The organism is Streptomyces flavofungini (assembly GCF_030388665.1).
GTDB classification, from domain to species: domain Bacteria; phylum Actinomycetota; class Actinomycetes; order Streptomycetales; family Streptomycetaceae; genus Streptomyces; species Streptomyces flavofungini_A.
Window position 1 is genome coordinate 3,889,256 of sequence record NZ_CP128846.1, and the last position, 23,616, is coordinate 3,912,871.

At 72.2% G+C, this 23,616-nt stretch carries 21 protein-coding genes; 4 read left to right on the forward strand and 17 right to left on the reverse strand.

Features of this window, described 5'->3' with window-relative positions:
• Positions 1–2 precede the first annotated feature (2 nt).
• On the reverse strand, positions 3–362 hold the full coding sequence (locus tag QUY26_RS15930) for an NADH-quinone oxidoreductase subunit A (protein ID WP_003992243.1): 360 nt from the start codon (positions 360–362) through the stop codon (positions 3–5).
• A gap of 918 nt (positions 363–1,280) precedes the next feature.
• On the opposite strand from QUY26_RS15930, the gene QUY26_RS15935 reads away from it, so the two are divergent.
• Positions 1,281–2,129, forward strand: coding sequence for a C40 family peptidase (locus tag QUY26_RS15935; RefSeq protein WP_289947151.1), 849 nt, complete (start codon positions 1,281–1,283; stop codon positions 2,127–2,129).
• 169 nt (positions 2,130–2,298) lie between these two features.
• Here QUY26_RS15935 and QUY26_RS15940 read toward each other — a convergent pair whose 3' ends face one another.
• Positions 2,299–3,582, reverse strand: a complete 1,284-nt coding sequence (locus tag QUY26_RS15940) for a geranylgeranyl reductase family protein (protein WP_289947153.1) — start codon at positions 3,580–3,582, stop codon at positions 2,299–2,301.
• A 133-nt stretch (positions 3,583–3,715) separates the two neighbouring features.
• Between QUY26_RS15940 and QUY26_RS15945 the strand changes: the two genes are divergently transcribed.
• On the forward strand, positions 3,716–4,267 hold the full coding sequence (locus tag QUY26_RS15945) for a GNAT family N-acetyltransferase (RefSeq protein WP_436840509.1): 552 nt from the start codon (positions 3,716–3,718) through the stop codon (positions 4,265–4,267).
• 173 nt (positions 4,268–4,440) lie between these two features.
• A complete protein-coding gene (locus QUY26_RS15950; protein ID WP_289955751.1) occupies positions 4,441–4,758 on the forward strand; it encodes a PASTA domain-containing protein in 318 nt (105 codons plus the stop codon).
• Positions 4,759–4,953: 195 nt separating this feature from the next.
• Here QUY26_RS15950 and QUY26_RS15955 read toward each other — a convergent pair whose 3' ends face one another.
• From QUY26_RS15955 to QUY26_RS16025, 15 genes are all read right to left on the reverse strand, one after another.
• Entirely contained in the window at positions 4,954–7,896 is a 2,943-nt protein-coding gene (locus QUY26_RS15955) for a zinc-ribbon domain-containing protein (RefSeq protein ID WP_289947155.1), read from the reverse strand.
• Between the two features lie 146 nt (positions 7,897–8,042).
• Positions 8,043–8,738, reverse strand: coding sequence for a demethylmenaquinone methyltransferase (locus QUY26_RS15960; protein WP_289947157.1), 696 nt, complete (start codon positions 8,736–8,738; stop codon positions 8,043–8,045).
• A 106-nt stretch (positions 8,739–8,844) separates the two neighbouring features.
• Positions 8,845–9,399, reverse strand: a complete 555-nt coding sequence (locus tag QUY26_RS15965; RefSeq protein ID WP_436840341.1) for an imidazolonepropionase-like domain-containing protein — start codon at positions 9,397–9,399, stop codon at positions 8,845–8,847.
• 15 nt (positions 9,400–9,414) lie between these two features.
• Complete coding sequence (mqnC, locus tag QUY26_RS15970) at positions 9,415–10,614, reverse strand: cyclic dehypoxanthinyl futalosine synthase (protein WP_289947161.1); 1,200 nt, start codon at positions 10,612–10,614, stop codon at positions 9,415–9,417.
• An 85-nt stretch (positions 10,615–10,699) separates the two neighbouring features.
• Positions 10,700–11,431, reverse strand: coding sequence for a prepilin peptidase (locus QUY26_RS15975; protein ID WP_289947162.1), 732 nt, complete (start codon positions 11,429–11,431; stop codon positions 10,700–10,702).
• A gap of 386 nt (positions 11,432–11,817) precedes the next feature.
• Positions 11,818–14,871 (reverse strand): BTAD domain-containing putative transcriptional regulator, encoded by a 3,054-nt coding sequence (locus QUY26_RS15980; protein ID WP_289947163.1) that lies wholly within the window; start codon positions 14,869–14,871, stop codon positions 11,818–11,820.
• Between the two features lie 194 nt (positions 14,872–15,065).
• Positions 15,066–15,533, reverse strand: a complete 468-nt coding sequence (locus QUY26_RS15985; RefSeq protein ID WP_289947165.1) for a pilus assembly protein TadG-related protein — start codon at positions 15,531–15,533, stop codon at positions 15,066–15,068.
• Complete coding sequence (locus tag QUY26_RS15990) at positions 15,530–15,922, reverse strand: TadE/TadG family type IV pilus assembly protein (protein WP_289947167.1); 393 nt, start codon at positions 15,920–15,922, stop codon at positions 15,530–15,532. The genes QUY26_RS15985 and QUY26_RS15990 overlap by 4 nt, the downstream gene beginning before the upstream one ends.
• Before the next feature lie 143 nt (positions 15,923–16,065).
• Positions 16,066–16,443: a TadE family protein gene (locus tag QUY26_RS15995; protein ID WP_289947169.1), complete on the reverse strand. Its 378-nt coding sequence runs from the start codon at positions 16,441–16,443 to the stop codon at positions 16,066–16,068.
• Between the two features lie 125 nt (positions 16,444–16,568).
• Positions 16,569–16,820 carry a hypothetical protein gene (locus tag QUY26_RS16000; protein ID WP_030363318.1) on the reverse strand — a complete coding sequence of 84 codons (252 nt, stop codon included), beginning with the start codon at positions 16,818–16,820 and terminating at the stop codon, positions 16,569–16,571.
• Positions 16,821–16,936: 116 nt separating this feature from the next.
• Entirely contained in the window at positions 16,937–17,866 is a 930-nt protein-coding gene (locus tag QUY26_RS16005) for a type II secretion system F family protein (protein ID WP_289947172.1), read from the reverse strand.
• On the reverse strand, positions 17,863–18,879 hold the full coding sequence (locus QUY26_RS16010; protein ID WP_289947174.1) for a type II secretion system F family protein: 1,017 nt from the start codon (positions 18,877–18,879) through the stop codon (positions 17,863–17,865). Before QUY26_RS16010 ends, QUY26_RS16005 begins: the two co-directional genes overlap by 4 nt.
• Before the next feature lie 7 nt (positions 18,880–18,886).
• Positions 18,887–20,194 (reverse strand): CpaF family protein, encoded by a 1,308-nt coding sequence (locus QUY26_RS16015; protein WP_289947176.1) that lies wholly within the window; start codon positions 20,192–20,194, stop codon positions 18,887–18,889.
• Positions 20,191–21,042, reverse strand: a complete 852-nt coding sequence (locus tag QUY26_RS16020; protein WP_289947177.1) for a hypothetical protein — start codon at positions 21,040–21,042, stop codon at positions 20,191–20,193. Before QUY26_RS16020 ends, QUY26_RS16015 begins: the two co-directional genes overlap by 4 nt.
• Positions 21,043–21,061: 19 nt before the next feature.
• Positions 21,062–21,793: a hypothetical protein gene (locus QUY26_RS16025; RefSeq protein ID WP_289947178.1), complete on the reverse strand. Its 732-nt coding sequence runs from the start codon at positions 21,791–21,793 to the stop codon at positions 21,062–21,064.
• Between the two features lie 775 nt (positions 21,794–22,568).
• On the opposite strand from QUY26_RS16025, the gene QUY26_RS16030 reads away from it, so the two are divergent.
• Entirely contained in the window at positions 22,569–23,519 is a 951-nt protein-coding gene (locus QUY26_RS16030; RefSeq protein ID WP_289947180.1) for a S1 family peptidase, read from the forward strand.
• The last annotated feature ends 97 nt before the right edge of the window (positions 23,520–23,616 follow it).

Below are 23,616 nucleotides of genomic sequence, written 5' to 3' on the forward strand. Positions count from 1 at the left end.
CCTCAGTCCCATTCCAGACCGCCGCGCCGCCATACGTACGCGTAGGCGACGAAGACGGTGAGCACGAAGAGCAGCATCTCCACGAGCCCGAAGATCCCCAGGGCGTCGAAGGTGACGGCCCAGGGATAGAGAAAGACGATCTCGATGTCGAAGACGATGAAGAGCATCGCCGTCAGGTAGTACTTGATGGGGAAGCGCCCGCCGCCGGCCGGCGTGGGGGTCGGCTCGATCCCGCATTCGTAGGCCTCGAGCTTCGCGCGGTTGTACCGCTTTGGACCGATAAGCGTGGCCATGACCACGGAGAAGATCGCAAAGCCTGCCCCGAGGGCTCCCAGTACGAGGATGGGCGCATAGGCGTTCACCGCTCCTCGCTCCTCTCAGTCGGCACTGACTGCTGGCGGTTGCATCGGACTCGCGAAGATCACTCGCACGCGAAGATCGCTTACATGTGAAGCAGGTCACAAGCCCAACTGCCCCGCATCCTATGCCTGCCGGTCTGTGATCTGCGACACGGGGTACGACAACGGCTTTGTGATCTCCACCACCTGACGAAGGATCATGAAGTCGGATGAGCGGTGATCTTCGTACGCGAAGCGCCTGAGTGATCACCAGAGGTGACATCCTGACGCGTAAGGCCTGGTCGAGGCGGGGTTGCACTATCAAGCGATGGCCGCTACAGGCAAATTGGCGTTGGACGCGAGCGCTTGATAGAGGAGCGCGTTCACACTTTGGCGGCAGAGATGTGGACGAGTGTGGACGTGTGCATCGATTCACGAGTCGGGCGCCGCGTCCCACGAGTCGGACGCCGAACCACCCGCGCGGGCGAGGGCGCCGATATCAGCTTCACCCCGCGCGTACGCGTACGCGCGTGCACGCGCGCGAAAGCGAGGCGTTCCCCACGCGCGCGCGAGGGGCCTGCGGCACTGATGCGCGACGCGCACGCGAGGGCTGGCGGCACTGATGCGGGAGCGGAAGATCTCGGCCCGGTCTCGACGAGGTCTCGGGGAGGTCCATCGCCCCCCGCGAAGTGACCTGCGCCACACATGAACTACCGGCCAAACAACCGGGCTTGGCCAACCGGCATAGGGGGTGGTAGACCGTGGGCAATTCGGACGTAACGCGGAAAACCCATGATCACAGGCGTGATCACGACTGTCCGCATTGCCCGTTACGGCGTCAATAAGGTGCGACACGCCCGGGATTCAGTCGCGCGCGGGACAACTGTGGCGCAGCACACGTTTCTTGAAGGGAACCGGGTGTCCCTGATAGCGGTTGTTCTCATGTCCCACACCGCTCACATACCCAGCCACCGGAAGCCCCGCCGCAGCGCGTCGAAGATGGCTCTGCGCGCCGGAGTTGCCGGTGGCGTCCTCAGCACCCTGGCAGTGGCCGCCGCCGCTGGTACGGCGAACGCCGCCGAGCCGGTGACCGAGACCATCGAGCTGCCCACCCTGACCGCCGATCTGTCCGCGCAGATCGCCCAGTCCGCTGACGCGACGGCCCAGACCGCCGACAGCTACGAGGCCCGCGCGCAGCAGGACGCCGCCGCCGTGAAGGCCGCCAAGCAGGCCGCCAAGGACCAGGCTGAGGCCGAGAAGAAGGCGGAGGCCAAGAAGAAGGCCGAAGCCAAGGCCAAGGCCGAGCGTGAGGCCGCCCGCGAGCGCGCCGCGCGGGACTCCGAGCGCACCCAGCTCAGCACGTCCTCCGCGCCCTCCGGCGGCGGTTCCTCCGCCTCCTCCGCCTCCTCGTCCTCCAGCAAGTCCGCGCCCGCCAGCGGCAGCGTCGGGACGGTCATCAGCTTCCTGAAGGCGCAGCTCGGCGACGCGTACGTCATGGGTGCCTCGGGCCCCAACGCGTGGGACTGCTCCAGCCTCGTCCAGGCCGCCTTCAAGCAGGTCGGCGTCGACCTGCCGCGCGTCTCGCAGGCCCAGTCGACGGCCGGCACCCCCGTCTCGCTCTCCAACCTCCAGGTGGGCGACATCCTTTACTGGGGCGGCGCGGGCTCGGCGTACCACGTCGGCGTCTACATCGGCAACGGCCAGTACCTGGACGCCGCGAACCCCAGCAAGGGCGTCGTCATCCAGGACCTGTCGGGCTACCCCGCCTCCGGCGCGGTGCGGGTGCTCTGACACGCAGAACCAGGAAAGGGCTGTTGCTCCAGCGGGAGCAACAGCCCTTTCGTGTGTCCGCCGACGCGCCGTCGCGGCGGGGAGGACATCCCCGCCGCGGCGGCGCCTAAGGGGCCTTGGGGCCGCCTTTAAGCCGTGAGAGCCAAGCCGTGGGAGCCAAGCCGTGGGGCTAAGCCTTGGGGGCTACCTTGCTGAGGCCGTTGATGATGCGGTCCATCGCGTCGCCGCCCCGCGGGTCCGTGAGGTTCGCCAGCATCTTGAGGGTGAACTTCATCAGCATCGGGTGGGTGAGGCCCCGCTGGGTGGCGATCTTCATGACCTTCGGGTTGCCGATGAGCTTCACGAAGGCGCGGCCGAGCGTGTAGTAGCCGCCGTAGACCTCCTTGAGCGTCTTCGGGTAGTCCTGGAGCGCCAGTTCGCGCTGGGCGGGCGTGGCGCGGGCCTGGGCCTGCACGATGACGTCGGCCGCGATCTGGCCGGACTCCATGGCGTACGCGATGCCCTCGCCGTTGAACGGGTTGACGAGGCCGCCCGCGTCGCCGACGAGCAGCAGGCCCTTGGTGTAGTGCGGCTGGCGGTTGAAGGCCATCGGCAGGGCGGCGCCGCGGATGGGCATCGTCATGTTCTCGGGGGTGTAGCCCCAGTCCTCGGGCATCGAGGCGCACCAGGCCTTGAGGATCTCGCGCCAGTCGAGTTCCTTGAAGGCGGACGAGGTGTTCAGGACGCCGAGGCCGACATTCGACGTACCGTCGCCCATGCCGAAGATCCAGCCGTAGCCGGGCAGGAGCCGGTCCTGGGCACCGCGGCGGTCCCACAGCTCCAGCCAGGACTCCAGATAGTCGTCGTCGTGGCGCGGCGAGGTGAAGTACGTCCGCACCGCGACACCCATCGGGCGGTCCTCGCGGCGGTGCAGGCCCATCGCGAGGGAGAGCCGGGTGGAGTTGCCGTCCGCGGCCACGACCAGCGGCGCGTGGAAGGTCACCGGCGTCTTGTCCTCGCCGAGCTTGGCGTGCACGCCGGTGATGCGGCCGGTGCGGTCGTCGATGATCGGGGCGCCCACGTTGCAGCGCTCGTGCAGCCGCGCGCCCGCCTTCTGCGCCTGCCGGGCCAGCTGCTCGTCGAAGTCGTCGCGCTTGCGGACCAGGCCGTAGTCCGGGTAAGAGGCGAGATCCGGCCAATCCAGTTGGAGGCGTACGCCACCGCCGATGATGCGGAGGCCCTTGTTCCGCAGCCAGCCCGCCTCTTCGGAGATGTCGATGCCCATCGACACGAGCTGCTTGGTGGCGCGGGGCGTGAGCCCGTCGCCACAGACCTTCTCCCGCGGGAACGCGGTCTTTTCGAGGAGGAGTACGTCGAGGCCGGCCTTCGCCAGGTAGTACGCCGTGGTCGAACCGGCTGGCCCGGCCCCGACGACGATGACGTCAGCGGTGTGTTCGGAGAGGGGCTCGGTCACGGCGGGTTCTCCCCAAGGCTCGAAATCTGTGTGCCGACCGGCACGGGATATGGGCAGTCTATGAGGCGGTACCGATCAACCAGGCGAAGGGCCACTTGTGAGCGATGTGAGCGACGTGAGCGAAGCGGGCCCCATGGCCGACGCGCGCCCCGGGAACGACGCGAGCCCCAGGAACGGAATGCCCGCCCCGGGCCCGGCCGTCCGGCTGCGCGTCCCGACCGACGAGGACGCCTTCGTCTGGCACCGCCTCTTCGACGACCCGGAGGTCATGCAGTTCGTCGGCGGCTGGAGCTCGGAGCGCTCCACGTACGAGGAGCTGACCGCGCGCCAGCGCAGACACGACGCGGAACTGGGCTTCTGCCTGTGGACGTTGCTGGACCCCGAGGGCGAGCCGGTGGGCTTCGCCGGTGCCATGCCGTGGCCCCGCACCTGGGGGCCGACGGGTGAGATCGAGATCGGCTGGCGGCTCACGCGCGCGGCGTGGGGACACGGCTACGCCACGGCGGCGGCCCGCGCGACCCTGGAGCGGGTGCGGGCGGCGGGCGTGCGGTCGGTGGTCGCGATGATCGACATACGCAACGAGCGGTCCATGGCGGTCGCGCACCGCCTCGGCATGGAGCGCGCGGAGACGTTCACGTCGCCCAGCACGGGCGTGACGGCCTACTGCTACCGACTCTCGCTGTAGCGCGCCCGGGCCCCGGCCGGGAGGAGCCGCGAGGACGGCGGTCCCGGCCGGGCGGGTTGCCCTCGGGCGTGCCGGAGTTACCCTGCCCATACCGCTGGGGGGTGACGCCTGTGCCGAATACACCCGGGTCCGCCGGGCCGCCGGAAGTGCGCGTACCGCACCTCGTGGGGCTGATGGCGATGGACGCGCGCGAGCGGGCCACCGCGCACGGTGTGCTGCTCGCGGCCCCTGACCGGCCCGGCTTCCACGACCTGGTACTCGACTACGTCGTACGCCAGTACCCACCGCCCGGCGCCGAGGTCCCGCGCGGAGCCGTCGTGACGGTGTGGTTCGACGTGGGGCCGCACGAGGGCGGGGGCGGCGCGGGCGTGCGCGAACCGCGCCACCCCGGACCGCCGGGCGGCGGACTGCGGCGGGAGCTGGAGGAGCCGGGACCGCCGGACGTGCCGGGGCAGCCTGAGGTGGGGGTCGGCAGCGTGGGGAGCGGCTGAGGCACCGGGACGGGTCCGGGGCACCGGAAGCGCCTGAGGCACCCGGACGGGTCCGGGGCACCGGAAGCACCTGAGGCACCCGGACAGGCCCGGGGCACCGGAAGCGCCTGAGGCGGCGCGCGCCCAGGGCGTGCGCCGCCTCGATCCCCGTGCACCGGGGGCTTCTCCGGGGGCCGCTCCCCCGCGCACCGGGGCCTATCCCGTGAGGTGCCAGGTGTCCAGCGCCGTCTGGTGCGTCTTCGCGCCGTGCCCGGCGGGCCAGAAGTCCTCGCGCCAGGAGAGCTGGAGGGCGTACTCGGTGCCGTTGGCCGCGATGTAGCTGTGGTTGAGCGCGTGGATCGTGCGGTCCGCCCGGTCCTTGTACGTGTACTCCCAGACCGCGGCCGGGCGCCCCCGGAAGGTGGTGTCCTCCAGGCGGAGGCGCCGGTAGTCCGACTTGTCCGGGTCCTTCTTGGCGTGCGCCTCCATGTTCTTCATGTTCCCGTACGAGGTGTAGTCGGCGTTGTCGATGACGCCGATCTGGAAGTTCTCCGGGCCCGTCAGGCCGGCGTACGTGACCTGGGTCGGGTTGTCGCCACGCTCGCGGGACCAGCCGTCGGGCACGGCGAACGAGAAGCCCTTCACGTCGGTCACCCGCTGCGAACCCGCGGGCACGGGGGCGTCGTCGGCGCTGTCGTCCGACCCGCCGCCCGTGCTCCCGGCCGAACTCCCCGCCGTGGTCCCTGCGGTGCCACCGGTGTCCGTCGTCGGATCGGGCGTCGAGGGACCGACGGGGTCGCCGGTCGGCTCCTGCGAACCGGGCGGCGTGACGGGCTCGTCGGTGCGGCTGACGCCCGGGCTGTCGTCCTTGCCCTTGGCGTCGGCTTTGCCGCCGTCGTCGTCCTGCCAGATCAGCAGCCCGGCCGCGGTGCCGCCGCCGATGACGAGGGCGCCGACGAGCGTGGCCACCCAGACGCCCGTCCGCCCGCGCGGCCCGCCCGGGCCGTTCCCGGGTGCGCCCGGGTGGCCGATCCGGAAGGCGTGGGGGTCGTACGGGGTGGGGGCGGCGCCGTGGGGCGGGGTGCCGTGGGGCGGGGTGCCCGGGGCCGGTGGCGCCGGGGTCGGGATGCCGCTCTGGGTCGGCGCGGCGTGCGGATCGGGAACGGGCCCCGCACCGGCGCCCGGACCGCCACCCGGAACACCGGCCGCACCACCGGCCGCACCGCCACCCGGACCCCCGATCCCGCCGGAGCCGAACTGCCCACCGGAGCCAGGCACTCCGCCGGAACCGGACGGCGGCCCTGGCGGGTTCGGCGGCCCGCCCACCCCGCCGCCCTGCCCGGCCATCGCCGCGAGCAGCGGCCCGAGGACCAGCCCGCCGGCCACCCACAGCAGCCCGAAGAGCAGCACGTCCGGCATGCTCACGCCGCCTTCGATTCCGGCCGTGGCGGAGTCACCGCCGTACCCGACCTCCTTCGCCGACGTCTCCACGCCGAAGCCGCCGATCGCGGCGAGCAGCAGGTACAGGCCGAAGAAGAGGCCCCCGGCGAGGATCTGCTCGCCCCGGCCCGCGCACCGGCGGGCGGCGAGCACACCGATCGTCAGCGCGCATGCCAGACCGAGGGCCAACGCACCCACGACCGCACCGGAGTTGAACAGGTCACCGAGCTCGGAGAGTGCGAACGAATGACTCTCGGAGTTGTCGCCGTACGCCGAGCGCCGCCCGTCCGCCTCCGCCTCAAGGGGCGCGCCCCAGCCGACACCGAGCGCCGCGATGCCGAGGTTCGGCAGCACGAGCAGCGCGACGAGGTACGGCGAGACGCCGGAGTCGCGCGCGTCGGACGCCTCGGTCAGATCGGGGATCTGGGTGAAGGCGAAGTAGCCGACGGCGGAGGCGAGGACGAGGACGATCGCGAGTGCGCGCACGGTCACACCGGCGGCGCGCACGAACGACTGCGCGCCGGGGCGCACGGCCAGCCAGTGGGCGAGGTCGTCGCGGTGCAGGACCGCGGCGGACACGACCAGGGCGAGCCCGAGCGCGCCGAGCATCGCGAGGAACGGAGCCGACGACACCTCCACGTCCCGGATCTCCGGCTGCGCGAACAGTCCGAGCACCAGGACGCCCAGAGCCGTCAACACGCCCACACGAACGGCCGCTTCGAGCCCGGCCGTCGTACCGGGACCGCCCGTCCCGTACGCGGCGGCGCGCCGCCGCAGCCGGTTGTGGAGGACGCGTACGCCGATGAGCAGCGCGACGACGAACAGCGCCGTGACCGTCAGCGGGACCAGGTGCACCGACACGGTGCCGTCGATCGCGGACTCCGACGACCGGTACGAGGACGAGCCGTCGAAGCCCCGCTCCTCGCGGCCGCTCAGCGTCACGTCGCCGCCCACGGCCTGGAGCGCCGTCGCGAGCGAGATCCGCAGCCGGTCAGTGAAACCGACGACGTCATCGCCGTCCTGGCCGTACGTGGGGATCGCGCACCCCGCGGCGGTGAGCAGCAGCAGCGCGAGCGGCCACAGCGCGGCCTGCGCGGCCCCGGCCCAGTCGCCGCGCGCGGCCCGCCCGATGAAGGCACCCACGGGCGAGGGCACGACGGGCCCCACGGGCGGGGCGGGCGGAGGCGGGGTGTGCGGAGGGGCCGCGGGAGCGGGAGTGGCGGCCGGGGGCGGAGGTGCGGCCGGGGGCGCCGGGGCGGCCGGAGCGGGGGTGGCCGCGGGAGCGGGCGACTCCGGGGCTGGGGGAACCACCAGGGTCGCGGGGTGAGTCGGGGCTTCGGGTGCTGCGGGTCGCTCGTCGTCCGCGGGCACCTTGTCGGTGCTGACGGGCCCCTCGGCCTTGCCGACCTTGCCGACCTTATCGACCTTGCCAGCCTTATCGGCCTTGCTGGCCTTATCGGTGTTGACGGGCTTGCCCGTGTCGACGGGCTTGCCCGTGTCGACGGGCTTGCCCGTGTCGACGGGCTTGCCCGTGTCGACGGGCTTGTTGGCCTCTTCGGTGCTGACGGCTTCGTCGGAGGGGGCCTCGGAGGGGGCCTCGGACGGCACCGCGTCCTCGGGCTCCTGCTCCTGAACCGGTGGGCGTTCGCGCCCGCATCTCATGCAGAAGCGGGCCTCGTCGGGAGCTGGAGCCCCGCAGTCGGGGCAGTTCGACGCCATCGGAATGCTCCGTTATGGGGAGATGCATCAGGGGACGTGATCGGCGTGTGCCGACCGTCACGTCCCGGCCACGGCAAGTGGCCAGGACATATCAACTGACACATCTTCTCCGGCGAACGGTTCCCGTCAACTCTCCGGCGGAGAGGCTAGTTCGGCTTGAACCCCCGGTGCAGCGCGACCACTCCGCCCGTGAGGTTGCGGTAGGCCACCTTCGACCAGCCCGCGCCCTGCAAAAGGGCGGCGAGTTCGGGCTGGTTGGGCCAGGTGCGGATGGACTCGGCGAGGTAGACGTACGCGTCCGGGTTGGAGCAGACGGTGCGCGCGACGGGCGGCAGCGCGCGCATCAAGTACTCGATGTAGACCGTGCGGAACGGGCCCCACGTCGGCTCGGAGAACTCACAGATGACGACGCGGCCGCCGGGCCGCGTCACCCGGTACATCTCGCGCAGCGCGGCGTCGGTGTCCTGGACGTTGCGCAGGCCGAAGGAGATCGTGACGGCGTCGAAGGTGTCGTCCTTGAACGGCAGCTTCATCGCGTCGCCCGCGGTGAACGGCATCCACGGGTGCCGCTGCTTGCCGACGCTCAGCATGCCGAGCGAGAAGTCGCAGGGCACGACGTACGCGCCCGCCTGCGCGAAGGGCTGCGAGGAGGTGGCGGTACCCGCGGCGAGGTCGAGGATCTTCTGCGCGGGCCGCGCGTCGACCGCCTGTGCGACCGCCTTGCGCCAGAGGCGGGCCTGGCCGAGCGAGATCACGTCGTTGGTCAGGTCGTACCGTTCCGCCACGTCGTCGAACATCGAGGCGACTTCGTGCGGCTGCTTGTCCAAGGAGGCTCGGGTCACGGGGACCATTGTGTCAGGGTGGGCCTGGTCCCTGGCCGGGGGCTTCGTCCGCGGGTTGTCTGTGGTCGCTCGCGCAGTTCCCCGCGCCCCCTTGGCAGGCCTGCGCTCAGCGGCGCCTGAAGACCAGGCGGCCTTCGATGGACGTGGCCAGGCATGTCTCGTCGTCCGCGAGGATCGCGAAGCCGGCTTGAGCTCCCGGGGCCAGGCGGGGCTGTGGAGGCGGGCCCGTGATGACCATGATCCCGGAGCGGGTCACCGCCGTGCGGACCGCGGGGTGGGTGAACGGGCCCGCCAGGGCCGTGGTGCCGGTCGCGAGCAGGCGTTGCAGGCCCCGCCTCGCGCTCGCGCCCCAGCGGGTGTCCGTCATGTCCAGGGCGGCGAGGGCGGGGCCGGTCAGGGGGTCGGTGCCGAGGGTGTCGGCCTCGCGGGGGTCGGGCCAGTACGCGGACTCCAGGAGGGCGACGGCGTCGGGCTCGAAGCGGCCGGGGGTGAGGATCCCGTCGCCCCAGTCGCGGACGCGGGCCCGCTGGCCGTACTCCGCGAGGAGTTCCTCGTACGGACCGATCGCCGCGAAGCGGGAGCCGTCGACGACGACGGCGTGCCCGGGGGCGACCGTGCCGTCGTCGGCCGCGACCCCGCGCACCCGGTGAACTGTCAGCAAAGCGGGGCCGGTCGGCTAGTTCGCGGCCAGGAGCTTGAGCTCCGGGTGGGCCGTGCCGCCCTCGATGGCCGTGGAGGAGATGTGCGAGGCGACGCGGTCGTCGACGGGGTCGTCCGCCGGGTCGTCGTGGACGACGAGGTGCTCGTACGTCGTGGCGCGCTGGGCGGGGACGCGGTCCGCCGTCCGGATCATGTCGATCATCTCGCGCAGGTTGGAGCGGTGCTTGGCACCGGCGGAGGAGACCACGTTCTCCTCCAGCATGACCGAGCCGAGGTCGTCCGCTCCGTAGTGCAGGGTGAGCTGGCCCGCCTCCTTGCCGGTGGTGAGCCAGGAGCCCTGGATGTGCGCGACGTTGTCGAGGAAGATCCGGGCGATCGCGATCATGCGCAGGTACTCGAAGATCGAGGCCTGGGTGCGACCCTTGAGGTGGTTGTTCTCGGGCTGGTACGTGTACGGGATGAAGGCGCGGAAGCCGCCGGTCCGGTCCTGTACGTCGCGGATCATGCGCAGGTGCTCGATGCGCTCGGCGTTGGTCTCGCCGGTGCCCATCAGCATCGTGGACGTCGACTCGACGCCGAGGCCGTGCGCCGTCTCCATGATCTCCAGCCAGCGCTCGCCGGACTCCTTGAGCGGGGCGATGGCCTTGCGGGGGCGCTCGGGCAGCAGCTCGGCGCCGGCGCCCGCGAAGGAGTCGAGCCCGGCGGCGTTGATCCGCTGGATCGCCTCCTCGACGGAGACCTTGGAGATCCGGGCCATGTGCTCGACCTCGGACGCGCCGAGGGAGTGGATGACCAGCTGCGGGAAGTCCTTCTTGATGGCGCTGAAGTGGTGCTCGTAGTACTCGACGCCGAAGTCCGGGTGGTGGCCGCCCTGGAACATGATCTGGGTGCCGCCCAGCTCGACGGTCTCCGCGCAGCGGCGCAGGATGTCGTCGAGGTCGCGGGTCCAGCCCTTCTTGGTGTCCTTCGGGGCGGCGTAGAACGCGCAGAACTTGCACGCCGTCACACAGACGTTCGTGTAGTTGATGTTCCGCTCGATGATGTACGTCGCGATGTGCTCGGTGCCCGCGTAGCGACGGCGGCGTACGGCGTCGGCGGCGGCGCCGAGCGCGTGCAGCGGGGCGTCGCGGTACAGGTCGAGCGCCTCTTCGGCGCTGATCCGTCCACCGGCGGCGGCGCGGTCGAGAACGGACTGAAGGTCGGCCTTCTCGGTCACCGGGCGTCCCTTTCGTAAGGTCCAGATGGGCGGACAGATCCTCTTCAGCGTACGCCAGGCCCCTGGGTCTCTTGCGGTGCGGGGGCTAGGCCGTGTACGCCCCGAGCAGCAGCCCCGCGAAGGTGCCGCCGAGCAGGAACGGACCGAACGCGATCGCCGTCCTGCGGCCCGCCCTGCGCACGGCGACGAGCCAGCCGCCGTACACGCCCGCGAGGACGAAGCCCGCGAACGTGCCCAGGAGCAGGACGCCCCAGCCGTACCAGCCGAGGACGGCGCCCAGCGCCACCGCGAGCTTCACGTCGCCGAACGCCATGCCGTTCGGATTGATCAGGAACAGCACGAAGTAACCGCCGCTCAGGACGAGCGCGCCGAGCGCCGCGGTCGTCCAGGAGCCGCCCTGCTCCGGCAGGACGGCGGCCACGCCGAGCAGGGCGAGGGCGGCCGCGCCCATCGGCAGGGTCAGGACGTCCGGCAGCCGCATCACGGCGAAGTCGACGGCCGCGAGGACGACGGCGGGGGGTGTGAGGAGCAGCCACACGACGAGTTCCGGGCGGGGGCCGGTGGCCGTGGCGAGGGCGGCGCAGGCCGCTGCGGTGACGAGGGCGAGCAGCAGGGCGCGGACCTTGCGGTAGCCCTCGTTCCCGCAGCCGTCCGGCCAGGGGCCGAGCCAGCCCTTGACCTCGTGCTCGCCGCTCGGGCAGCGGGTCTGCCACGGCTCCCCCGGCGGGACGGAGAACCGGTACGCGGCGCGCGGCAGCAGCACGCCCGCGGCGGCGCCCCAGAGGACGGCCCCCACGACGATCAGGGTCTGCTGCACGGTGCGCTCCGCTTCGGGTCGGGGGACGTGAGGGGTACGGGCCGGTGGGTGGTACCGCCGCTACCGCGGCGGATCCTGCCACCCGCCCACCCGTTCACCCTGCGCCACCCGGTGATCCGGGGGGGGGCAGCCGGGGTCGGTCTCGGATGACAGTTTCGCTTGGGGAGGCGGGGCGCCTGGGGCGGGGTGGGGGGCGGGTTCGCCCTGGGGGGGGCGAGGGCTCCCGGGGAACCCGGGTCCCACAGCAAGGGGCGGGCGGGAGAGGCCGCCGCGACGCGACGGCGGGGGGCGGGGGTTGCCGCGAAGCGGCGGCGGGGGCTGCCGCCGGGGGCGCGCCGAGTCCGACGGGGCCGGGCCACCTGGTCGACGCGCCCACGCGAGCAGCCTCATACGGCGGAAGCAATCCCCGCCCGCCACCCCGGCAGCAGCTCGTCGAGGAGCGCCTCCGTCCGGGGAGGAACCCCGCGGGCCCCGCTCCGGGCGACCAGGTCCGCGGCGAGGGCCTGGAGCCGCGCGGGCTCCCCCACGGCATGGGTGGCACGCAGCAGCTCGTTCCAGAGCCGCTCGTCGCCCGGCGCGGAGCCGAGCGCCGCGTTCAGCGCCTCGATGGCCTTCTCGGCCCGGTCCTTCTCCAGGTGGAACTCGGACAGGGCGAGCCCGATGTCGGCGACGAGCAACGGCAGCTGGGCGTCGATGATCTCGTGGGTGAGCCACCCGTACCGCCCTTCGGCCCGGTCGGCGAGCAGCGGACCCCGGACGAGGACGAGCGCGTCGGTGAGCATCCGCCCGCGCACGGCACGGTTGCCGGCCCCCCGGCCCTGCGTCGCCTCGTGGTAGAGCGACCGCAGGACGTCCAGGTCGGACACGACCGACTTGGCGAGGGTGAGGCGCCCGCTCGCGTCGACGCGCAGCCGGGGCGAACCGTCGGGCTCGCTGCCGAGCCAGTCCCGCAACCGGTCGACGAGGGCGTCCCGCACGTCTTCGGTGACGCCGCGCGGCCACAGCGCGGAGGCGAGCACGCGCGGGTGCACGCCCTCCCGGTGGAGCAGGAGCAGCGCGAGCGCCTCGTGCAGGAGCGGGCTGCGCTCGCCGTCGGGCGTCTCCAGGCCGATGATCTCGTAACTGCCGACGAGCCGCGCGTACACCGCGGGCCGCCCCTGCTCGCTGACGTCGACGAGGAACGGCGGCGGGGCCGCGGCCCCGCCGTCGGAGCCGTCGCCGCCGCCCTCGGGGCGCGGGTCGGCCGCGACGAACAGCTCGACGACGGCGCGCCGCAGCGCGTCCGGCAGGAGCTGGGCGTCGAGTTCGAGGCCGAGCAGCGGGGCGAGCAGCTTGCCCTCGCCGGTGACCTTCATCTCCCAGGCGGCGCCGGGCAGTTCACCGGTCTCGGAGCCGACCAAGTAGCCGATGCCGAGACGGCTCGCGTCGGCGGCCAGCTCGGCGAGCTTGACGGCGTCCTCGGGGTTCGGCCCGTCCGCGAGCAGGACCAGGTGCGGGGCCCAACGGGTGTGCTGGGCGGGGCCCGTGCGCCCGGTGAGCACGGAGTCGTGCCCGGCGGCGCCGAGCGCGCCGCGCCGCTGCCGGGTCTCGGCGTCCATCGTCTCGATGAGCGCCTCGACGTCCTCCAGGTACCGCAGCCGGTTCGGCGCGAGCGCCGTGAGGTCGTCGCCGAAGCCGACGAGGGTGATGGTCATGCGGTCCGACCAGCCGTTGGTGGCCAGTTCGGCGGCGACGGACGCGAACACGGCCGCCCGGTCGGCCCGGCTGCCGCCGAGCGACACGATGCCGGGCACGGCCTCCAGGTTGAGCAGCAGACGCGAGCCGTCCATGGTGCCGAGGCAGACCAGGCCCGGGTAGGGCGCGGCGGCGTCCACGTCCCCGTACCGCTCGGCGTCCGCGCGGGCGAGCGTCCAGAACGTCTCGTCCTGGCCGGGCTGCCAGGGCGCGGGCGGCCGTCCGGCGGCCTGGGCGAGCTGGAGGTGCAGATCGCCGTTGCTGAGCCAGGCCGCGTACACCGTCGGCAGCGGGCGGGACTCCTGCGTCAGCGCGGCGGCGAGCCCGCGCAGCGAGCGGTCGAGCAGCCGTACGCCCTCGGGGTCGGCGCCGACGAGCAGCGCGTCCTGGGCGTCGGCGGCGCTGCCGGTCGGCGTCGGCGGCTCCATGCCGCGGCGCAGGCCGACGGCGCCCATCGCGGACTGCCACAGCGTCTGCCGTCGGCGGCGGCCGAGGGCACCGAGCAGTCCGGCGGCGAGCAGCGGCGCCCCGATGAGCGCTTCGGGCAGCCCGAAGCCGGAGTCGTCGGCCCCGTCCGCGGCGGGCGTACCGCTCTCCCGGCCGGTGTCCTTGCCGCCCTCGCCGCCCTGCCTGTCCTGTCCGTCCTGTCCGCCCTGTCCGTCCTGCCGCGCACCGCCGTCCGGCCGCTGCTCGGGGATCGTGATGTGCGCCGTGTCCTGGTCGACGGAACCCCCGCCGCCCTGCCGGTCAGCGCCACCCTGCCGGTCGGCGCCGCCCTCCTGCGCGCCGCCGCCCTGCCGCTGGTCCCCGGTCTTCGCGTAGTCCGAGATCTGTTCGCGGACCTCCTCGGACACCTTGGGGGCCTCGTCGGGCATCTGCACCAGCTCGCCGCCGTGCGCGTCGGCGGGCATCTCCATGATCCAGCCGGGCCGGATCAGACTGGCCTCGGACAGCCGCGAACCGTCGGGCTGCTCGCGGTCCTTGTTGAGCTGGTAGATCTCCTTGTACCGCCGCCCGTCTCCCAGGTGGCGCTCGGCTATCTCCCAGAGCGAGTCGTGGTGGCGCCCCTCCGGCGGCTGGATCCGGTAGAACTTCGTGTCCCCGTCCTGGCCCGTGCCCGCCTGGGCCGCGGCTTGGCCCGCCTGTTCGGCGAGGGCGCCCGCGGCACTGGCCGCGGCGGACTGCTGGTCCTGGCCGAGGACGCCCGGCGTCTGCTGCGCGGTGGCCGCGGCCGGCTTCTGGTTGCCTTCCAGGGACTGCCCGAACTGCGAGAGCCCCGGCGCGAAGCTGGCCGCCGTCGCGCCCACGAGCAGCAGCGCGGCGACGAGTTGGCGCGCGAGCAGCTGGCTCGCCCCGGCCCCCGGCACCCGCCCCGGCATCCCGACGCCCGACAGCGCCGCCTTCACCTCCACGAGCACGCACGCGGTGAACTGGGCCCACGCCAGCCAGACCACCACGGTCAGCACGTTGATGAACGTGCCGACGGTGATCTCCTGCTGGAGCCAGTCCATGGACGGCGCCCCACCGGGCAGCGGCCACCCCACGAAGTAGGCGAGCGCGCCGGGCACGCCGACGACCAGCGCGGCGAGGGCCACGAAGGCGAGGAACGCCTTGACGAAGTCCCCTGCCGAGCGCCGACGCCCCGGCAGGGGCTGAGGCGTCCGGTTCCGCGGACCCGTCGAGCTTGGGGTGGTTCGTCGCGCCATGGCGGGTGTCCTGGTCCTGATCCTTGTGTGGGCTGGATGGCTGGGTGGGCTGTACGGGCTCTGTACGGGCTGTGTGGGTTCGTACTTGGCGATGTTACGGAAGGTGCCGAGGCCCTGGCAGGGCCTGTGGATAACTCTCGGCGGCCGCCTGCCGCCGCGGCCGACGGCTCCGCGGCCACCGGCTCGGCAGCCGCCTAACCGACCTCGTTCTCCGCCGCCGCCCGCCCGTGCACCGTCACGTCGCCGCCGAAGAACATCCCGGTGAACACCGGGCTGTAGGTCATCTCGACCTCGACCTCGACCTGTTCGGCGGTGGCGGTGACGCAGTGGGTGGCGGCCACGTCGGGGCCCGTCAGGCCCATCTCCCGGGCGAACTTCTTGACCCGGGCGTCGCAGTTCTCGTAGTTGATGGGGGCGCCCTCCGCACCCTCGTACAAGCCCTCGGTGTCGAGGTCCTGCGCGGCGTACCGGGCGGCCTGTTCGGCGATGTCGGCGGCGCGTTCGCGCTTGGAGATGGACAGGCCGCCGTCGATCACGAACGCGGACAGGGTGAGGAAGACCAGGGCGAAGACGATGACGGCGCCCGCGCCCGAGCCCCGGTCGTCCAGGCGCGCCCGGCGGGCGTCGACCACGGCGCGCACCCGCGCGCGTGCCGCGTTCACGCCGACCTCCGGTACGGGTCCAGCGGCGAGCTGAAGCTCGCCTCCAGCGTGGTCGGGATGTCGAGGCCGAGCATCTCCAGGCCCCGCACCTCGCAGCTCACCTCGACCGTGAAGAGCGTGTCCGGCTCGAAGCCCGCGCTCTTCTGGACGACGTGCACGGGCCCCGAGCAGACGTCCTCCAGGTCCGCCTTGGCCGCCTTGCGCGCCTCGGCCATCGCCGTGCCCTGGTCCTTCTGGATGGAGCCCGCGCGGGCGGCGTCACGGGCCGCCCCGTCGATGGCCCCCCGGCCGTCGACGAGCTGCCCGAAGGCCACGAGGACCAGGATGAAGAGGATCATCACCGGCGCCAGGATGACGACTTCGACGGTCGAAAGCCCCCGGTCGTCCAAGCGCCCCTGCTCGTCCGAACACCCCCGGCCGTCCGAGCGCCCCCGCTCGTCCAAGCACCGCCGGTCGTCCGCGCGCCCCCGGCCCGCCGCAAGGACCCGTCTCCCGAGCCCCACACACCGCACCCGCACCCGCACCCCCCGCATCACCCCTCCTCCTCGACGAACCGTTCCACCGGCCCCGACGACTGCGCGTGCACCTTCAGGTCGAGCCCGGGGAACACCGACGGCACGTCGGCCGTGATCTCCACGCCGACCGTGTTCTGCTCCGGCTGGAGCGTCTGCACGTCGGGGCCGAGGACGAGCTTCGGGCCGAGCTGGCGGATGTAGGCGTCGACGACGTCGGTCGCCTCGCCCCGCCAGCCGCCCGGGTTCTCGTCGGCCGTGGCGCGGGCCTTGCGCGCGCCCGCCTGGGCCGCGGCCTGGGCCACGTGGTCCGCGAAGAAGTACAGCGCGAACTGCACCGTCGCGAAGATCAGGAAGAAGAGGACCGGGGTGAGCAGCACGAACTCGATCGCTGTCATGCCGGATTCGCCCCGGGTGGAGGCGGCCTCCACTCTTCGGCGCACGAAATCCCGGCATCCGGTCACGGTTCACCCCTCGGCCGCTCCCGCCCCCGTCGTCCTTCATGTCCGCTGCAGCCGTCCGCTCAGCAGGTCTTGCTGGCGTCGGCGCCCTCGATGCAGTCGCTGACCTTGTCGGCGCCGCCCTTGAGCGCGTTGTTGATGATCGCGGCGACCACGCCGACGATCGCCACGACGACCGCCGAGATGATCACCCACTCGACCGCGGACGCGCCGCGGTCGAGCTCGCCGGAGCGGGCGCGCTGCACGCGGCCCTGCAGGAAGGTCACGAGGAAGTCGACCGCCGGGATGCCGGTGCTGAAGTTCCGTCCGTTCATGGTGAGTTGTCCTCTCGAAAAACAGTGTGTGTGGGGGGATGTACGGGTCTGTGGAGTGTCGTTCGACGTATTTCCCCGTCGCCCGCGACGTCTTGCCCGTCGCTGGGCTCCGGGGTTCAGGCCTGGAACACGCGCATCGCCGCCGGAAAGATGAGGAACACCAGGAATCCCGCACACAGCAACAGCTGTGCCACCAACATCGACTGTGACTTCTCGCCCGCGCTGCCCTCGATCTCGGCCAGCTCGCGGTGGCGCATCGTCTCGGCGCGGGAGGCGAGCGATTCGCGCACCTTCGCGCCGTCGTCCGCGACCAGGGCGAGCGACGCGGAGAGGTCCTTGAGCTCTTCGACGCCCAGCTGCTCGCCGAGCGAGCCGAGCGCCTGCCACTGGCTGATGCCGGTGATCCGGGCGTCCGCCAGGGCGTTGCGGATGCGTTGCGTCGCCCAGCCGTCGGACACCTCGGCCGCCGCCATCAGCGCCTCGGGCAGACCGCGGCCGCCCGCGAGGCTCATGGAGACCAGGTCCAGATAGGCACCGATGACGCGTCGCAGGTCACGCCGCTTCTCCTGCGCGTCCCTGCGCACTTCCAGGTCCGGCAGGAAGAAGAACAGCACCCCGAACATCAGCGCGAGCCACACCGGGATGATGGGGCTGCGGCCGAAGCCGAGGGTCCAGATGACCGCGAACAGGAACGGGCCGAAGAAGATGCCGGTGGCCGCGAGCAGCACCTTCGTCGCCAGGAACTTCTCCCAGCTCCGGTCGAGCACCGCCAGGTCGGCCCGCAGCGACCTGAGCTCCCAGCCCTGCTGTACGTAGAACTCGGCGGCCCGCGCGCCCACCCGGGCGCGCAGGGAGCCGAGCCGCCCGGTGTCCTCGGCGTCCGCGGTGCGGCGCGAGGACTCGTACGCCGCGCCGCGCGCCCGCATCGCGTCGATCCGGGCGACGGTGGCGACCGCGCTCCGCTTGGTCGGCATCAGCGCGCGGACGAGGGCGAAGATGCCGAGGCCCAGCGTCGCGCCGATGACGATCGGCATGGTCAGGTTCACCGGCGTACCCCCTCGGTGGAGTGGGCGTGCGGCGGCAGCGGCTGCTGACCGGGCGCGCCCTCGGGGCCCACGGCGCCGGGCAGCGGCGTACCGCCAGGGCCCCGGGGACGTACGAACTGCACGCCCGGCTCGTCACGGACGAGGAAACGGTCCGGCGTCTCGACCGTCGACAGCTTGCGCAGCCACCAGAAGCCGAGCGCGAACAGACCGCACACGCAGGCGAGCACGAGCTGCCCGACGGGCGTGCTGTACGGGGACACGAACTCGCGGTTGAAGATCGAGAGTCCGAGTACGAAGGCGATGGAGACGGCGACGACGATCTGCACCGAGCGCCGGGTCGAGGCACGCTGCGCCATCACGCGCTGGCGCATGTCGACCTCCTCGCGCGCCGACTTGGCGAGCGCGCCGAGGACCTGGCGCAGGCCGGGGCCGCGCAGCTTGGCGTTGAGGATGAGCGCCGCGACGATGATGTCGGCCGAGGCGTCGTCGATCTCGTCGGCGAGGACCTGCAGGGCCTCGGGCAGCGGGGTGCGCGCCCGCAGCCGGTCGACGAGGGCGTCCAGGTGCGGCCGCAGGACGGGCGCCGCGGCCCGCGCGGACGCCGGGATGGCCTGCTCCAGGCCGACCGCGCCCGCGATGGTGTCGCGCAGCGACTCGGTCCAGGCGGCCAGCGCCTCGACCCGCTTCATCTGCAGCCGCTCCTCGGCGGCGCCGCCGAACAGCTTGTCCCAGAAGAAGACGAGGACGCCGGATGCGATGCCGGCCACCGCCCAGCGCGTGAGCAGCAGCACGACGAGGCCGACGCCGATGGCGAGGGAGCCGCGCCGCCCGACGAAGCGGACGAGCTCGCTCATCCGCTGGCTGGCGCGCTGCTTCTCGTGGGCCGGCTTGGCGGGCAGGCCGCGGATCGCGACGAGCAGCAGCGCGAGGCCGCCGCCGACGGCGACACCGCAGGCGAGGCCGTAGAGGACGGGCAGCGAGAAGACGCCGCCCATGGAGCCGAGTGCGTTCATGTCGTGCTCACCCCCATTGCCCGGCGGGCCGGTAGCCGAATGCGGCGAGGTCGTCCATGCAGGCGATCGGCGCGTGCGGCACGATCCGGCCGTCCGGCGCCTCCGCGAAGACCTCGCTGGAGAGCACGCGCCCGTCGACGCCGTTGACCTCGCGGACGGAGGTCACCATGCGCTGGAGCTTGCCGCCGGTCTGGTAGTTGTTGCGCCGCTGGATGAAGACGACGAAGTTCACGGCGCCCGCGACGAGCATCTGGCTGGCCTCGATGGGCAGCCGCTCGGCGGCCTGGAGCGCGTACGTCGAGATCCTGTTGAAGACCTCGCTGGAGCTGTTGGCGTGGATCGTGGACAGCGAGCCGTCGTTGCCCTGGGACATCGCGTTCAGCATGGTCACGATCTCGTCGCCGAGGACCTCACCGACGATGACGCGGGAGGGGTTCATGCGCAGCGACCGGCGGACCAGCTCCGCCATCGATATCTGGCCCTGCCCCTCGGAGTTGGGCAGCCGCTCCTCGAACGCCACCACGTTGGGGTGCAGGTCGGTGAAGGTGTCGAGGCCGAGCTCCAGGGCGCGCTCGACGGTGATGAGGCGCTCGTGCGGCGGGATCTCGTTGGCGAGGGCGCGAAGCAGCGTGGTCTTCCCGGCGTTCGTGGCCCCGGCGATCATGATGTTCTTGCGGGCCCGCACGGCGCAGGCCAGGAAGTGCGCGACGTCCGGGGTGAGCGTGCCGTTCCCGACCAGGTCGGACATGAACACCTTGCCCATGCGCGCGCGTCGGATCGACAGGGCGGGCCGCCGGGCCACGTCCATCACGGCCGAGAGCCGGGAGCCGTCGGGCAGGCGCAGGTCGAGCTGGGGGTTCGCGGAGTCGAAGGGCCGCGACGACAGACCCGAGTAGGCGCCGAGGATCTGGATGAGCTCGATCAGCTCCTCGTCGGTCTCGGCGACCGGCTCGGCCTTGGCCTCGCGCCCGTCGGCGTACCCGACGAAGACCTGGTCGCAGCCGTTGATGTCGATGTTCTCGACCTCGGGGTCGTCCAGGAGCGGCTGGAGGCGGCCGACGCCGAAGAGCGCGGCGTGCACGGCGGCCGCGTACTGCTCCTCGGTCTCGGCGTCCAGCGGGGTGCGCCCGGCGTTGATCTCCCCGCGGGCGTACTCCTCCAGGATCTGCGCGATCACGGCGCGGGCGTACTGCCGCTCGTCCTCGCTGGTCATCGGCGTGACGCCGGAGACCTGGTCGAGGCGGCGCTGCTCGGCGATGCGGTCACCGGCGTCCTGCCGGAACCGCTTCACCAGCTGGTGGTCGACGGCGCTCATCGCCCGGCACCCGCCGTCGGGCCCGCGGCCGGGCCTGCGGCCGGATTCGCCCAGGCCGCGCCGTACTGCTGGTACAGGTCGACGGTCACCTTGCGGGCCGACCGGATCAGCATCGACTTGTCGAGGCGGCCGCGCTTGCGTCCGGCCAGCTGGTCGGCGCCCGCCGGGTCGTCGGCGAGGGTGCCGACGACGCGGGCGCCGGTCTGCGCGGCCATCAGCATCTCGTTGACCTGGTGCACCAGTTTGCCGGAGTTGCCCGGGTCGGCGATCAGGACGACGCCGATGAGCGGGGTGGCGAGGGTGGCGGCGCCGCGCGGTCCGCCGTGCAGCTTCGCGGACAGGGCGGCGGCCCGGTCCCGTACGCGGGCGATGGCCTCCGGCTCCGTACGCGAGATCAGCAGGACCAGGTTGGCGTGCGGGAACAGCTCGATCGCGGGGCTGTCACCGGCGATGCGTCCGCAGTCGGCTATGACGTCGGCCGGGGCGTTCGGTGAGTCGGCGAGCTGCGCGAAGGCGCGCCCGAGCGTCGGCCAGATCCCGACGAGCCCGGCGGCCTGCTCGGACGTGCCGAGCCCGACGAGCACTTCGAGTCCGCCGGACAACGGCTGGGCGTGATCCCACAGTTGGTCCGGTACGAGACCTCGGCGCGCGGTCGCCGCGATGGACAGCATGCCGGTGTTCGGGTTGAGCGGGCCGCCGTGCGCGGCGGCGCTGCGGTAGACGAGGTCGCCGCCCGCGGGGTCGGTCTCCGCGACCAGGACCCGCCGGGGCCACACCGCGGCGAGTGCGACGGCCGCGGTGGTGACGCCGGGGGAGCCTTTGTCGGCGGCGAGGGCGATGAGGGCCATGGTGTCGTGTGCCCGCCCTCTAGTTGGCGTCGGCGGGGACGATCACGACGGCGGCCTCGCCCAGCGTCGCGGCGTTGGTGACGGCTGCGGCGTCGTCCCTGTCCACGAGGAGCGTGATGCTCAGGTTGCCGGTGCTGATCGTGGAGTCGCTCTTCTCGATCTTGGTGCTGACGAGGGCGTCGGGGACGATCGGGGTCCGGCCGGCGGTGCTGCCTCCGCTGGAGCCCTTGTCGTCGCGGGAGTTCGAGGAGCCGTTGCCGGCCACGCGGTAGACGGCGACGGTGTCGCCCATCCTGATGTTGGCCGGGTACTGGCCTTCCTTGAGGGAGAGGCCGACGGTGGCCTTGCCGCTGGGCAGGCCCTCCTTCGCGGCGAACATCTGGCCCACGGCGACCGATCCCGCGGGAATCGTGCTCTTGGCCTTGTACTTCTCCAGCGTGGCCCGAGCGCTCCACTTCACGTACTTGATGCCGGAGTCCTCGGCGACCATGACGGGCTTGATGTTCACGTTCGCCTTGGGGGACTCCCCCGCGGGGATCTCCTTGACCACCTTGACGACCTCGATGCGGTCGCCCGCGCGCAGCACGAGCACCGTCGCGCCGAGCGCGCCGGCCAGGATGAGCAGGACGGCCAGAGCGGCCAACGCCGGTTTGCGCTCGCGAGGCGCAGTGGGAAGGCGCTCACCGACCCCTGCCGGAGCCGACACGGCGGAACGGTTGTTGCCCGCCCCCGTACGCTCTTGGATCTTCACGCAACCGCTCCCCGTACGACCCAGAAAAATCCGTCATTTGAGACACCCGCATGCGACTCGCATACGCCTCGGCCGGGGTTCCATCGGCCCGTCAGCCCCAGGCGCGGTGTCAAGCCATCGCACCGTATCAGCAGCACATAAGGCCCTCAAGGCGCGTTATGGATCGCGAAGCTCACACGGTTCATCGTTATTCACACGCGATACGGGACCCTTGGTTCCGACGTCAGACCGAGGGCGCACCGATACGTTGACGTATGCAACCGCGAACCAACTCGCTTTGCAGGCAGCCCCTTCGAGTGACGACATCCCGCCAACGGAATCCCTCGCCCCACTCGCCCCGCCGCACCCCGCACGCCCATCCGTCAGGCATCAGAACGACGCGAGGAGGGGCGGGAGCGGTTCCCGGGGCGGCGAGCGGAACTCGGGGCGGAGGGGGCAGGTCACCGGGGCACGCGGGCGGGCGCACCGGACGATCGCCACACCTCCCCAGAACCTCCGCACAAATTTGCGGGCGGGCCTGCCGATCGGGGCGACATGCCCGAACTATCCGACTTGAGCGGACCGTTGACTGAAAGATCCGCACGCGGGGGTGAACCCGCCCCCGCACCACGCCCTCTCACTCATCGGCGCCCGAATCTCCGCGTATGCCGGCCCCGTACCGGCCCGCACGCCGATCTCGTACCGGCCCGCACGCCGATCCGGCACCGGCTCGACAAGGCGATCCAGAAGGCGCCGCACAACTCAACACATCCACCGAAAGAGAAATTCAACCCCCATGAGACTTTCCTTTCCTTCTCGCACCGCCCGCCCGGCCGACGACACGACCAGCACGAGCCGCACGAGCCGCGCACCCCGCACGTCCCGCGCCGCCCTCGCCTCCGCGACGGCCGCGACCGCACTCGCGCTGGTGGCGACCAGCGCGCCCGCCGCCAACGCGATCATCGGCGGCACCGAAGTCCCCAACGACGCCTACCCGTTCATGGTGGCCGTCCTGGAGAAGGGCTCCGGCAGCGCCTTCGACCGCCAGTTCTGCGGCGGCAGCCTCATCGCGCCGGACGTCGTCATGACCGCCGCGCACTGCCTCGTCGACGACGCGGGCAAGCCGGTCAAGGCGAAGACCGTGCAGGTCGCCGTCGGCCGCACGGTCCTCTCCAAGAGCGGGCAGGGCCAGATACGCAACGCCAGGACGAAGGGCACCGGCAGCCGGGGCAGCATCGTCGTCCACCCCCGCTACCTCAAGGGCCAGGAGGCGTACGACGTCGCCTTCATCCAGCTCGACAAGCCGGTCCGCGGCATCAGCCCGGTCAAGCTGCCCACCCAGGGCACCGACTCGCTGCTCCGCCCCGGCCAGAAGGCGACCGTCGCGGGCTGGGGCAACACGGACACCGCGATGACCCACACCCCGGACCGCCTCCGCCAGGTGAAGGTGCCGATCCTCTCCCACAACGAGTGCAGGGTCAGCTACAACAGCTACCACTCCAAGGTCAACTTCTGCGCCGGAGTGGAGGGCAAGGACTCCTGCCAGGGCGACAGCGGCGGCCCCATCTTCCGCACCGTGCCCGGCCGCCAGGACCCGATCCAGATCGGCGTCGTCTCCTACGGCGACGGCTGCGGCGACCAGGGCGCTCCCGGCGTCTACACGTCCACCAGCTCGGCGAAGCTGTGGAAGACGATGGACGAGTCGCCGTCCGGCAAGCGGCTGAAGCGGGCGCTGGGCCGCCGGTAGTCCGGAGGGCCCGGGGGTGGATCGCCCCGCCCCCGGGCTCTGCCTCTCCCCTTGCTCCCCGCCCGACCCGCCGCCTCGGTCACCTCGGTCACCTCGG

Bases quoted from the DNA above. Each gene is read 5' to 3' on its own strand.
- QUY26_RS15935 (WP_289947151.1), top strand. From the start codon at position 1,281: ATGTCCCACACCGCTCACATACCCAGCCACCGGAAGCCCCGCCGCAGC.
- QUY26_RS15945 (WP_436840509.1), top strand. From the start codon at position 3,716: ATGGCCGACGCGCGCCCCGGGAACGACGCGAGCCCCAGGAACGGAATG.
- QUY26_RS15950 (WP_289955751.1), top strand. From the start codon at position 4,441: ATGGCGATGGACGCGCGCGAGCGGGCCACCGCGCACGGTGTGCTGCTC.
- QUY26_RS15955 (WP_289947155.1), bottom strand. From the start codon at position 7,896: ATGGCGTCGAACTGCCCCGACTGCGGGGCTCCAGCTCCCGACGAGGCC.
- QUY26_RS15980 (WP_289947163.1), bottom strand. From the start codon at position 14,871: ATGGCGCGACGAACCACCCCAAGCTCGACGGGTCCGCGGAACCGGACG.
- QUY26_RS15995 (WP_289947169.1), bottom strand. From the start codon at position 16,443: ATGACAGCGATCGAGTTCGTGCTGCTCACCCCGGTCCTCTTCTTCCTG.
- QUY26_RS16000 (WP_030363318.1), bottom strand. From the start codon at position 16,820: ATGAACGGACGGAACTTCAGCACCGGCATCCCGGCGGTCGACTTCCTC.
- QUY26_RS16010 (WP_289947174.1), bottom strand. From the start codon at position 18,879: ATGAACGCACTCGGCTCCATGGGCGGCGTCTTCTCGCTGCCCGTCCTC.
- QUY26_RS16015 (WP_289947176.1), bottom strand. From the start codon at position 20,194: ATGAGCGCCGTCGACCACCAGCTGGTGAAGCGGTTCCGGCAGGACGCC.
- QUY26_RS16020 (WP_289947177.1), bottom strand. From the start codon at position 21,042: ATGGCCCTCATCGCCCTCGCCGCCGACAAAGGCTCCCCCGGCGTCACC.
- QUY26_RS16030 (WP_289947180.1), top strand. From the start codon at position 22,569: ATGAGACTTTCCTTTCCTTCTCGCACCGCCCGCCCGGCCGACGACACG.